This is a genomic window from Gimesia sp. (assembly GCF_040219335.1).
GTDB lineage: Bacteria > Planctomycetota > Planctomycetia > Planctomycetales > Planctomycetaceae > Gimesia.
In genome coordinates this window covers 506,925-519,148 of record NZ_JAVJSQ010000019.1, presented here as the reverse complement: position 1 = coordinate 519,148, position 12,224 = coordinate 506,925, and the positions used below count along the sequence as shown (strand labels likewise).

Here is a 12,224-nt window from a genome sequence, read left to right as displayed (position 1 = left end):
TCACAGCAGCAGCGACGGTTTGATGATCAGAATCAGTCCGAGTAACAGAATCACCACGCCGCTGAACAGCTTGAGATAGCGTCCCTGATCCTCCTGCAGTTTATGCTTGCCCAGCGTGACGACGACAATCGTCACCATGATCGTATCATCCAGCATATAAGCGAAGATATACAGCCCCAGGTAGGCATAGGTTTTCCACGCGGGATAGTTCTGCATTGTCAGGATCTGGGTATACAGGGCCGGTAGTCCCGCCGTGCAGAGCAGTTCGATGATGTTGACCAGCACTGCCAGGATCGAGGCGCCGATGATCGCCCCGGTCAGGTTCTCAGCATTCACCACCCGCCTCATGCGGGCATACAGGCCCGGCTTGGCCCATTCGGGGATCGAGAGCGAAATCCCTTTCTTGAACGCAAAAAAATCCTTGATGTGAATCAGTCCCACCAGTGTGGCAAAGATCCCCAGCAGCAGTTGTACGGGCCGCAGGTAGCCGATCAGCAGGAACACATTCAGCCAGGCCGCCATGAATGCAAAATAGGCCAGGCCGCTGATCAGTACAAACGTGCCCGCGACCGCTACGATCTTCGCCCGGCTTTTCAGGTTCACCAGCAGGGAGAGCAGAAACAGCAGCACCCACATGGCACACGGATTAAAACCGTCGACCAGACCGATTAAAAAAGTAAAAGCCGGCATTCCTAACCGGCTTTTACTCAATTCCCCCAACACGGGAACTTCGATTGTATCCTTTTCCTGAGCTGGTACAGGAATCGGAGGTCCACCATCCATTACCGGAGGGGGCGGCTCTCCTCCCGGGATCGGCGGAGCCACTGCACTGCCTCCCGGTATCGGGGGGAGCGGATCATTACCGGGGATCGGGGGCAGGGGATCGTCCTCCACTGCATCTGCCTCACCCGGATCAGCTACGAACGAGACCAACAGGAACTCGCTGTTCCCTGGATGAGAAACCGCTGCGGTCGTCGTATTGACTGATTCGGGAAGCAACCGTTGCTCGAGGGAACTCTCCTGATCTTCCTTTTTCTCTTTCTCAGGGCACTCGGAAGTCCAGTATTTCAGCGTCGAGTCCAGCTCCTCCCCGGTTGTCGCTTCGCCGGTCCAACCGATCATCAGCTTATTGCAGAGATGGATCACGGGTACACTCACGGCCTGTTTGCGGTACCGCTGGGAAAGCTCCTGCACCTTCACCCGAGCCTCGCTGCTGGAGACCAGATCAAGTTCTTTGAATTTAAAGACCGGATACCGCTGTTTGAGACCGGCGATGCATTCTTTCGCGGCCGCACACTTGGAGCACCCCGAACGCACATAGGCGGTGACAGTCAGCAGGGAATCCAAGCGACGATCGGTCGATTCATCCGGCTTCAGTTTTCTCAACAGGGAATTACAGCCATAAGCGGCCGGCAGCGTCGCTTCTTTCAACTGGAAATACTGCAGGATCTGCTGATAACGCTCTTCGTGTTTCTTCGATTCATCCAGATTGTGGATATGCAGCCGGATCCGACCGTTCTTCTCAGCATACTCCTCGACCCGCTTCACGACCTCCGGGCAGTCTTCACAGTCATTGCGGATAAACAGCTCAATCACGGCACAACGTTTGGGATCGTCCTGCAGCAGATTGCTCTCAGCCAGAGCCGGCGAGGAATAAGAGAAGAGGCAGAGCAGACAGGGAACAATCAGCCTCAGCAGCTGGTTCAATCTGACATTGATGATTGAAAAATCATTTCTCATAAGAGGCGGATATCCCTAATGTATGGCGGCCAACGTCCGTATTATATCAGCTGTGATCGGAATTCAAATAAGAACGTTTCCCGGAACGCAGATTTTTCGCGTGTTAATTCTTTTGGAATCATCAAAGCGAGCAAGAGTCCTGCGTGATTCATATTGTGCAGGTGTACCATATCGCTTGACGAACCGACTCTCATTCAAAACGGTCCGGAGCATACGGCAGCGGGTCGAGATCGGGAGTTTCTGAAGAAACAAGCTGGGCAATCAGCTTGCCGGTCGCCGGGGCCATGCTCATTCCCAGCATGTTGTGCCCCGCTGCCAGCCAGGCATTGTTGAGACGGGGCACTCGACCGATGATCGGCAGGCTGTCCCACGTCATCGGCCGCCAGCCATACCAGCGCTCGTACTCGGTCTCGGTAGAGGGAGTCACCAGGTACGGACGCGCCGAGTCCCGTAACTGCTGAATTCGATATTCGGGAATCGAAGTATCATAGCCGGTGAATTCCATCATCGACCCGAGCCGGAACCGATTCTCAAACGGACAGACGCCGACCTTATGCTCGGGGAACAGCATCGGATACCGGGGACTGGGATCTGGTGCGGCCATCGTCACCGAATACCCTTTGCCAGGCAGGATCGGAATCGCGCAGCCCAACTGTTCCGCCAGTAGCGGACTCCAGGCCCCGGTCGCAAACACAACCGCATCGGCCTGCAGTTCTCCCTGCGAAGTCTCCAGCTGTGTAATCTTTCCTCCCGCATGCGTGACCCCCGTCAACTCACATGCTTCCTGGAATTGAACGCCCCGTTCCCGCAGCCGCGCGGTCCAGGCGGCCGCCAGCAGGTCCGGTTTCAGTGAAGCGTCACACGTGTAATGAAAGGCCCCCGCCAGTCCGGGTTTGAGTGCCGGATCAAAGGCCGGCAGCGTTTCTCCCGGAATCTCCCGAGCTGCGACGCCGAAGTGCTCTGTCAGCAGACGATCGGTCTGCCGATACTCCTCCAGCCCCCGTTCTGTCTGAAACACATACAACAGCCCTGCGTCACGCCACTCACAGACGAAGTCTTCCTGCTCAAGCAAACGCCTATATTCGTGCAGTGATAAATCAAGCATGGCTTTCAAAGCAGGCGCTGCTGCCAGCATCTGTTTGTGAGTGCAGCGGCGGCCAAATTGCCACATCCATTTCCAGAACGAAAAGTCCCATTGGGGCCGGACGCGAAAGGGGGCGCGCGGGGTGAACAGTGATTTCAAAGCGGTTTTAAGGGCTGCTGGTTCAGTGAGAGGCAACACATGGCTCGGCACGATAAAACCGCAGTTCGCATGTGAGCAGGCACCCGCGATCGTTTTCCTTTCGATGACCGTCACCTGAAAGCCGGCGTCAGACAGGTAGTGCGCGCAGGCGATCCCGATAATGCCGCCTCCCACAACGATCACGGTTCCCGCAGCTGTCTGCTCTGTCATTTGATGGCTCCTGCCGGGATGCCTTGTCCAAACGGATCGCCCGGCTGTTGAATCAGCTGACTTTCACTCACGATATACGCACTGCCCGTAATCCGGGGAAGAATCTGATCGGCGGTTCCCTGTCGATACGATCCCTCAAAACGGCTGCCGATGATACTCTCCTGCACCCAGGTCTCACCCGGTGCCAGCTTCCCCGCAGCCGCCAGGCAGGCCAGCTTCGCACTTAGTCCCGTTCCACAAGGCGAACGATCGTAAGCGCCTCCCGGGCAGAGTACAAAATTCCGACTGTTCGCCTCTGACGATTCTGCAGGACCGAAGAATTCAATATGATCAATTTCCTCACCAGCCGCACCACAAATACCCTGATCTGCTAAGACACTCCGCAAACGTAAGGCCGCGGTCGTCAGCTCCGGAATCCGTTCGGTAGTCAACGGCAGCGGGGAATCCGCCAGAAAGAACCAGTTGCCACCCCAGGCGAGATCACCATGAATGGATCCCAGTTGAGGAACCGCGACCGTGATATCCGCCTTGAGACGATAACTGGAAACATTTTCAATCGACGCCGTATGCGCGTCGTGCAGTTCGACACTGACGATACCCACGGGCGTTTCGAGCCTGAGCATCCCTGGTTGAATCCGGCCCAGGTAGGCCAGCGTAACTGCAACGCCGATTGTCCCATGGCCGCACATCCCCAGGTAGCCGCGGTTATTAAAGAAGATGACGCCCGCGGCGCACGAGGGATCCGTCGGCTCACAGAGCAGGGCACTCACCATCGCCGCGTTGCCCCGTGGTTCATCAATCAGGGTACGACGAAACCCGTCTGCGGTCTCCCGGAACCGATCCCGTCGCGCACTCAGCGGTCCCGTACCAAGCTCGGGACCTCCGGCCAGCACGACACGCGTCGGCTCCCCTGCGGTATGCGAGTCGATGACGTGGACCCGCGATTCAGATACCGTCATGCGTTTGCTCCCGGCCACTGGTTCCACCAGTTCTTAAATAACTGCCACTGATCGTGCAGAAAACACCGCTGGCTTTCAGACAGCTGATCCGACGGATTAAAGTGCAAATGATATTCGGGATTCCCCTCCAGTACCATCAATGATTTGTAATACAGAACCAGGTCGGGGCCTTCGTCAAACCGGGAGAGGACCGCCAGGGCCGCATCCAGTTCCAGAGCCAGCCTGCGTGCCTCGACATCTCCCTGCGCGGCCCGTTCACAAAGCGCGATCAACTTCAGTACGGGGATTGGCAACGCATTTCCTACCCCCGTGATCGCACCAACGGCACCACAGTTCACAAATCCGTGAAAGACCTGCGTATCCACGCCCACCATCAGGGACAGCCCCGGATCACCGGTTGTAATCTGCTCGGCGGCGTAGTTCAGAGCCTCCGCCCCTCCGAATTCCTTGAAGCCCACCAGATTTGCATACGCCCGCCGAAGTTCAAAGAACAGGTCCGCGCGAGTTTCAAAACCGTACCAGGGACTGTTGTAAATCACCGCCGGTAACCTGTCGGCGGCTTTAAGAATGTCAGAGAAATGCGACTTTTGTGCCGCCGGTGAGGAGCCGCGCGAAAGTACACGGGGAATCAGCATCAGTCCCGCTGCACCCACTTCCTGGGCATGCGCTGCATGGGCTACCGCACTCCGCGTGTTTTGAGCCCCCGTACCAACAACGACCGGCACTCCCGCTTCGACCAGTCGCCTGACACCTTCCTGGCGTTGTGCATCGGTCAACAGCGGCCAGTCTCCCATGGAGCCACAATAGACCACCGCCCGCATCCCCAGGTCAATCAGCTCCCGGGCCTTGCTGACCAAAGCGTCATAATTGGGACTCCCATCTGTCTGACAGGGAGTCATCAAAGCCGGCATGCAGCCACGAAAGATTCGGCTCTCTTCGGTCACGCGTCGTCTCCTTGTTCCGGGGGACTCTGAATGCGGTTAATCCAGTATCAGCATACCTGTTTCGCGGGGGAACTGTATAGTCGCTCCCTCGACGACAGACTTGAAAATGCGCATACTCAGTCTTTTAGCGATCTGGATCCGAGGGGACGACAATGATCCACGAATTCCTGCAGCAACTGGACGAACCGTTTACCGGCGAAGCACTTTTCGATCATCTGTCCGATATCGTCTATTTCATCAAGGACAGGAGTGGGGCCTATCTGGTGGTGAACACCACGCTGCAGCAGCGGTGTGGCATGCAGACCAAGGCCCAGCTACTGGGACGGACTCCCTGTGAAGTCTTTCGGTCGCCGCTGGGAAACCGCTTTCAGGAACAGGATCAGCGTGTGCTCAAAACCGGGAAACCCTTGCTTTCCTAACTCGAACTGCACGTCTACCCCTCGCGGGAAGTGGGCTGGTGCCTGACGACCAAGCTGCCCCTCAAGAACCGCCGGGGGACCGTGGTCGGTCTGGTTGGGGTTTCCCAAGACCTGCAACTGCCCGACTACGCCACAGCAGAATATCAGCACGTTGCCACCGCCATCCAATATGCCGAACAGCATCTGGCAGAACCTCCCTCCATTCCGGAACTGGCTGCGCAGGCACAGATGTCCCGCTATCAGTTCGACCGCCGTATCCGTCGCGTATTCGGTTTGAATGCCAGCCAGTGGCTGCTGAAGCTCCGCATCGATCTGGCTCAACAGCAGTTATGCGAGACGGACGCTCCCATCTCTACGATCGCCCTGAATGTCGGCTATGCCGACCAGAGTGCCTTCACACGCCAGTTCCGCAAAACAACCGGTATGACGCCCCAGGATTATCGCCGCACGGGACGTCGGGGAGAATGATAGAGCTCAGCTGCCATCAGTCTGCTTTCGCAGCCTGCGCCGCCAGCAACCGCCGATAGTTCTCACCCAGAATCAGGAATTTCTCCTGTTCGGTGATCTGAGCGCACGTGACTTTGCACAATTCGGTTCCCAGTGAGCGTGAGGGAAGGTGGCTCCCAAAGACCACGCGTTCGGCCCCCAGTTCGCGGACGGCCATTTCAATGAAGCCCGCCGTCGGGTCGAAGCCCGAAGTCTCGACAAGAATATTCCCGCAATCCCGGACTGCGCGGATGCCCTGTTCCCATTCACCGCCTGCATGGGCGCACAGGAATTGCTGGTCGGGAAATCGTTTGGCCAGAACCACGAGGTCGTCCGGCGTCGATTCACCCGGTCCCCCTTTGCCACCGGTCTTGAACCAGGTGTGCTGCATAATCACCCCGTTCAGCTCGCCAATGCGTTCGACCAGCGGGTTGAAGTTCGGATGCGTGCAAACCTGTGCCCCGGGACCACTGCTGGCGAAATAGACGCCCCGCATCGGTCCGTTCTTGATCCACTGATCCAAAGCCGCCAGGGAAGCCGGCACATCGTTGGCATTCAGCTGCATCATCCCGATTAACAGCTCGGGCCAGCGCTCCAGCGGTTTCAGCACTACGTCAGGTTGCGCACGCAGCAGTTGCTCCAGTTGGGAATCACTGGTTGTGCCCAGTCCCACATGTGCGAAGTAACACAGTTTTTCAAACTGACCGGTGCGGGCAGCAGGTAATGCACGCTCAATATCCGCGATCAGCCGACTACTCCCGTCTCTTCCCGGATTCGAATGTGAAGGCGTGAAGTAGGAATCCCAGATGCGATAGCGTTTCAACTGTGCTTGACCAGGCAGGCCGGCATGAATCTGCCTCGCATCGATTGTCGTGGGTACGGCCTCCGGTTTGCGTTCACGTACAGCAGAAGCCTGTGTTATCTGACAGGATTCCAGCAGGCGACTGGCATTCCCCGACAGCAGGGCAGCCAGCGCCGGTGCGTCGAGCTTACGGGCTTCATAAACACGCACCAGCGGTGCTTCGGGAATCAGAAACGGCGCATGGCTGCCAAACAGGACTCGCCCCGCAGGAGCAGCTTCGATCAGCTTCGGTACGCCATCGGTTCCATCGACGCGCGCGGTATCGAAGTAGATACCGGGTGTCTCTTCCAGCTGTTTCAACAGCGGTGATCGCGGACGTGCGTTAAGCAGTTGGACTTTGCAGTCGGGAATCTGCTTGACCACTTCCGGCAGCGGCTGTAAATCCAGATCTGCCACTCGTAACAGGTGACTCTGCGTACGCGTGTCTTCCAGCGAAACGACAATCTGCACCAGAACCTTCTGGCTGGCTGCCCGCTTCAATAGATCTTGAAAGCGCGGATCATCCAAAGCGTAGCCATGATATCCCGGGTAGACCCGCACTCCCGGCATCTGATGTACGGCGATGCAATCCCGGAAATCGTCTTCCCAGCCCGGCAGTGACACATTGATCGTGCCGAACGGTATCAGTTCGGGATACTTCTGACATTCCTCAGCCAGTCGCTGATTGACGGAAGACAGATCGCGGTGCAGAATACCTTCATAACTGCCGGCCCAGGCTTGCACCACGCCCAGCGAGTGCAGCTTCTTGATCAGCAGTGAGGTTTCATTCAGCGGGAGTTGACGAAAAGGCCAGTCGAACAGGCTGACGTTGGAATCGATGATCGTTGGTCGCCCATCTTTAAGATCGGCTGCCTGACTGAGACTGTTTCCCAATGTGACTGCGACACCAGCTGTCGCAGCACACTGCAGCAGTTCACGACGGGTCAGGCCTGATTCGGACCGGTTCAACTGATGATCTCCTTGACCACGCGAGGCGGTTTGACCCCGGTCAGGCGCTCTTCCAGACCGCTGCGGGTGAAGTGCAGTTTCTGATGATGCAGACCCAGGAGGTGTAAGATGGTTGCATGGAAGTCATGCACGCTCACCGGATTCTCGACGACGCTGTGTCCGAAATCATCGGTGACGCCGTAGGTCGTGCCCCCTTTCACGCCACCGCCGGCCATCCAGGAAGTGAAAGCCTGCATGTTGTGATCGCGGCCCGAATAACCGTTCGATGATTTCTGGGTGGTCGGCGTCCGTCCGAATTCACCGCCCCAGATGACCAGTGTGTTATCGAGCAGTCCCCGCTGTTTCAGGTCACGCAGCAGTCCGGCTACTGGTTTGTCCGTGCGTTCGCACATCAGCCGATGGTTGGCATTCAGGTCGGCGTGACTGTCCCACGGTTGTTCTTCCAGGAAGATCTGTACAAACCGCACACCCCGTTCCACCAGACGGCGGGCCAGCAGACAGCGACGCCCATACGAGTCGGTCGCTTTCTCGCCGATACCATACTGTTCCAGTGTCGGTTTCGTTTCCTTGGAAAGGTCCAGGGCTTCGGTAGCCGACATCTGCATCCGTGCCGCCAGGCTGTAGGATTCGATACGGGCATCCAGCAGTGGATTATAGGGACGCTCTTTACGATGAATCTCATCCAGCTGGTTCAGCAGTTTCTGCGCAGACTCGGTCACCGCGGAAGGCTGCTCGTACTGCGGTTTCAGGTTCAGGATAGGCGAACCGGTCGGACGCAGCCGCGTTCCCTGGTAAGTCGGAGGCAGAAAGCCGGCTGACCAGTTGCGGGTACCGTTCTTGGGAGCCCCCAGGGGATCTGTCAGCACGACGTATGCGGGCAGATTCTGATTTTCGGTGCCCAGGCCGTAGACGGTCCACGAGCCAAACGTGGGATAGCCCATGAACAGCCGCCCGCTGTGAATTTTATACAGGGCATTGTCGTGGTTGGGGTGGTCGGTCCACATCGAATTGATCAGACAGAGTTCGTCGGTCAGCTTCGCAGTTTCCGGCAGGACGTCGGCCATCCACATTCCCGATTCCCCGTGACGGGCGAACTTGTATTGTCCACCCAGCATTTCCCCGATGCTGCTCGTGTTCGAGTTCCCCAGGTCTTCGATGTTTCCCGGATAGGGTTTGCCATCCATCTTGTCCAGCACCGGCTTGGGATCGAACAGATCCATCTGGCTCGGCCCCCCGTTCATAAACAGGTGGATCACCGATGTCGCTTTGGGCGGATGGTGTGGTTCCTTGGGTTTCAGGTTGTACTGTTGTGGCGCGTGTTCTGACTCGGATGCGAGTGCCTGGGTTCCGCCAAAAAAGTCCTGGCAGAACAGGTGCGTCAGCGCTGCGCCCATGATGCCATCGCTGGTCCGGGCAAAAAAGTCACGACGTGTCTGCAGTGGTTCGGAAGAATGCTTCATCGTACTAATCAACATAAAGGAATGCAGCGGAATTCAGGATCGTATGGCAATACGTCTCCAGGGCCGCCTGGGAATTTTCGTTCCAGCTGGTCTCCAGTTCCTTGAGAGTCTCTACCCCCAGTTTGCGTTCGGTTTCACTGGGGGGACGACAGAGAGCCATTTCGTAAACCAGCTCAACGCGGGCTGCAGGGGAGTCCTGGTTCTGCTTTGCCAGCGTCTGCTGAACCCGGTCCGCAAAGGCCACCGCCAGGTCGCGGACCCGTTCATTGTTCATCAGCATCAGTGACTGGGGTGAGACAGTAGAAATACTCCGCGTGACACAGTTGGGCCCCATTTCGGGATAATCGAAGGTGTCCAGCATCGTCGGAATCTGCGTTCGTCGGTATTGCAGATAGATACTGCGTCTCCAGCCCCCCTCGGCGGTTGCATTTGCGCTCACCAGACCATTCTGATCGACGCTGACCGAATCGGGGGGACCGCCGGCATTGTCATCCAGTTTACCGGAGATAAACAGCAGGGAATCGCGGAGTGCCTCTGCATTCATCCGCCGCAGCGGGAAATGTGACAAGAGGCGATTCTGCGGATCGTGTTTCTGGATCGCGTCACTGATCTGACTCGACTGGCGATAGGTTCGGGAGTTCATAATCAGACGGTGCAGTTCTTTGATGCTCCAGCCCTCTTCGACGAAGCGGACAGCCAGCCAGTCCAGCAGTTCGGGATGCGAGGGTCGTTCCCCTTTGACGCCAAAATTCTCCAGCGATTTGACCAGGCCGGTTCCAAAATGGTGATACCAGACGCGGTTTACCATGACCCGCGCGGTCAGTGGATGATCGTCCCGCGTCAACCAGCGGGCCAGCGCCAGACGGCGACCGGTTTTCGGAGTGCCCTCGGGGAAGGGAGGTTTGACGACGAACGGCGTTCCCGGCGGATCCAACACTGCAGGTGCCCCCGGACCAACCAGTTCACCCGGTTGCGCGTGTTCTCCGCGTCGCAGGATATACGTGGGGGAAGGACGTCCGCGATCCCAGAGTGCACGAATCGTCAAAGGCGGTTCCATCTTCGCCTGCACGCGTGCTGTCTCCTGATCGGTCTCCTTCAGTCGCTGTTTGGCTGCCTGCACCGCGTCATTCCAGGCCGTCTCCGGCATAAGCTCGGCGGTTCTCAACTTTTCGACCAGGATTCGCTGTTCCTGCGTCCGGTTGTTATCGGCGATTTTCAGGGCCCGCAGCGTTTTCTGGCGATCCTCTTCACTCTGCTCCGGATAATGCTGCTTGAGCAGTTCCAGCTGCAGATCTGCTTCTGCCTTTCTGCGCTGGGCAGCGAGCTGCTTCAGCTCTTTGTTGAGGACCGGATTGGTCTGTTTGACCCGTTGTTTCTGTTCCGGGGTGCCCAACTCCAGCGAACGATTCTTGAATGTAAGCCAGTCGTATTCATCCAGTGCTCCCTGGAAGACCGCTTTGAACCGGTAATAATCACGGTGGGGAATCGGATCATACTTGTGCGAATGACAGCGGGCACATTCCATGGTCAGCCCCATGACACCTGAGCCCATGACGTTAATTGCGTCGTCGATGACTCCCAGTCGTTCCGGGACGAAGTTCATCGTGCGGGAACCGGTCTGGTCGATGCCCATGCGCAGGAATCCGGTCGCGACCAGGTTGTCGACCATTTCCTGGGTAACTTCGGGCGCTTGCTGCACATCGATCAGTTCATCGCCGGCAATCTGTTCCAGCAGGAAGCGATCGTATGGTTTGTCTTTATTAAAGGCGTCGATGACGTAATCGCGGTACTTCCAGGCAACGGCCCGCAGTGGATCCGAGGAGACACCCCCTTCAGAATCAGCATAGCCGGCGACATCCAGCCAGTAACGTCCCCAGCGTTCTCCATAGTGGGGTGAGGCCAGCAACTGATCGATCATCGTCTGATACCAGTGCGGATCGTCGCTGGTTCGCCAGTACTTCCATTCTTCAACGGGAGGGGGCATGCCGATCAGATCGACATAGGCTCGTCGAATCAATGTGTCGCGGTCCGCTTCCGGGGAAAAATCCAGTTCGTGTGCCTTGAGTTGTTTCTGGATTAATTCATCGATGGACTTCACGTTTTCGGGTGCTTTGGGCGGTTGAAAGGCCCAGTGCTCACGATCTTCTGCAGTCACCAGGGGATCCGGCCCCGTGGTGGCGACGTCGGGCGCGATATCGGCCACCGGAGCACCAGCGGCAATCCAGTTCTTCAGTTTCTCGACTTCTGATTCCGGCGGTCGGCGGACAAAGAACTTGAGCAGCAGCTCACGCGGCGGACAGGCCTGGCTTTCAATCCGCTTAATCATCAGACTCTCTTCCGGCTTGCCTGCGACAAAAGCGGGACCATGTTCGCCCCCTTTCCGCATGCTCGCCGGCGTGCGCAGATCGAGACCGCCCCGTTTAAGTGCCGCGCCATGACAGGCGGTACAACGCAGTAAGACAATCGGCAGCACATCGTGCTGGTTGAGCTTTTCTTCTTCCAGTTGAATCGGCTTTTCTGCCTGGGCTCCCGTTTCGAGCCATTTGCGGATCAGCGCCAGCTCGTCTTCAGTCAACTGCGGTGAGTCATCGGGAGGCATGCCGCCTCCATCGATCATGATCCACAACATGCTCTCATCGACAGTTTCCGCCAGCGATGATTCACCCGATTCGCCCCCTTTATGCAGACCTTCGATGCGGGAGAGATCCAGGCCCCCCTTACGGACCTTATCCCAGTGACATTTACCGCACTTGGCGGAAAAAATGGGCTGAATGTCCGATTCGAAAACGGGCGTTTTTTTCTCCTCAGCGGAGCCGGTTTGTGCAGAAAATGAGCTCAGCAGTAGCAGAAACAGGAGTAGAGCACATCGCTTGAAATTCATATTGATGCAGGCAGGTGGGAGTGAGGTTTCTGGTAAGCGCGGCGATTTACTTAACTATATTTAGATTCTACT

General features: G+C 57.2%; 9 protein-coding genes. 2 read left to right on the top strand and 7 right to left on the bottom strand.

Translation table 11 applies throughout. The annotated features are described in order from the left end of the window. The 4 genes from RID21_RS17085 to RID21_RS17070 form a co-directional block, all read right to left on the bottom strand. Window positions 1–1,740 carry a hypothetical protein gene (locus RID21_RS17085; RefSeq protein WP_350190876.1) on the bottom strand — a complete coding sequence of 580 codons (1,740 nt, stop codon included), beginning with the start codon at window positions 1,738–1,740 and terminating at the stop codon, window positions 1–3. A 190-nt stretch (window positions 1,741–1,930) separates the two neighbouring features. Next, window positions 1,931–3,193 (bottom strand): NAD(P)/FAD-dependent oxidoreductase, encoded by a 1,263-nt coding sequence (locus RID21_RS17080; RefSeq protein WP_350190874.1) that lies wholly within the window; start codon window positions 3,191–3,193, stop codon window positions 1,931–1,933. Next, the gene (locus RID21_RS17075) at window positions 3,190–4,152 is read right to left on the bottom strand and encodes a 4-hydroxyproline epimerase (protein ID WP_350190872.1); all 963 of its coding nucleotides are present in this window, start codon (window positions 4,150–4,152) and stop codon (window positions 3,190–3,192) included. Before RID21_RS17075 ends, RID21_RS17080 begins: the two co-directional genes overlap by 4 nt. After that, complete coding sequence (locus RID21_RS17070) at window positions 4,149–5,063, bottom strand: dihydrodipicolinate synthase family protein (protein WP_350190962.1); 915 nt, start codon at window positions 5,061–5,063, stop codon at window positions 4,149–4,151. The genes RID21_RS17075 and RID21_RS17070 overlap by 4 nt, the downstream gene beginning before the upstream one ends. Window positions 5,064–5,248: 185 nt before the next feature. On the opposite strand from RID21_RS17070, the gene RID21_RS17065 reads away from it, so the two are divergent. Then, window positions 5,249–5,515: a PAS domain-containing protein gene (locus tag RID21_RS17065; RefSeq protein WP_350190870.1), complete on the top strand. Its 267-nt coding sequence runs from the start codon at window positions 5,249–5,251 to the stop codon at window positions 5,513–5,515. Between the two features lie 30 nt (window positions 5,516–5,545). After that, entirely contained in the window at window positions 5,546–5,983 is a 438-nt protein-coding gene (locus tag RID21_RS17060; protein ID WP_350190868.1) for a helix-turn-helix domain-containing protein, read from the top strand. A 16-nt stretch (window positions 5,984–5,999) separates the two neighbouring features. Here the strand turns inward: RID21_RS17060 and RID21_RS17055 are convergent, their stop codons facing one another. The 3 genes from RID21_RS17055 to RID21_RS17045 are packed head-to-tail and all read right to left on the bottom strand — an operon-like array spanning window position 6,000 to window position 12,152. After that, window positions 6,000–7,811: an amidohydrolase family protein gene (locus RID21_RS17055; protein ID WP_350190866.1), complete on the bottom strand. Its 1,812-nt coding sequence runs from the start codon at window positions 7,809–7,811 to the stop codon at window positions 6,000–6,002. After that, window positions 7,808–9,271 carry a DUF1501 domain-containing protein gene (locus RID21_RS17050; protein ID WP_350190864.1) on the bottom strand — a complete coding sequence of 488 codons (1,464 nt, stop codon included), beginning with the start codon at window positions 9,269–9,271 and terminating at the stop codon, window positions 7,808–7,810. Before RID21_RS17050 ends, RID21_RS17055 begins: the two co-directional genes overlap by 4 nt. 4 nt (window positions 9,272–9,275) lie before the next feature. Then, the gene (locus RID21_RS17045; protein WP_350190862.1) at window positions 9,276–12,152 is read right to left on the bottom strand and encodes a DUF1553 domain-containing protein; all 2,877 of its coding nucleotides are present in this window, start codon (window positions 12,150–12,152) and stop codon (window positions 9,276–9,278) included. Window positions 12,153–12,224 lie beyond the last annotated feature (72 nt).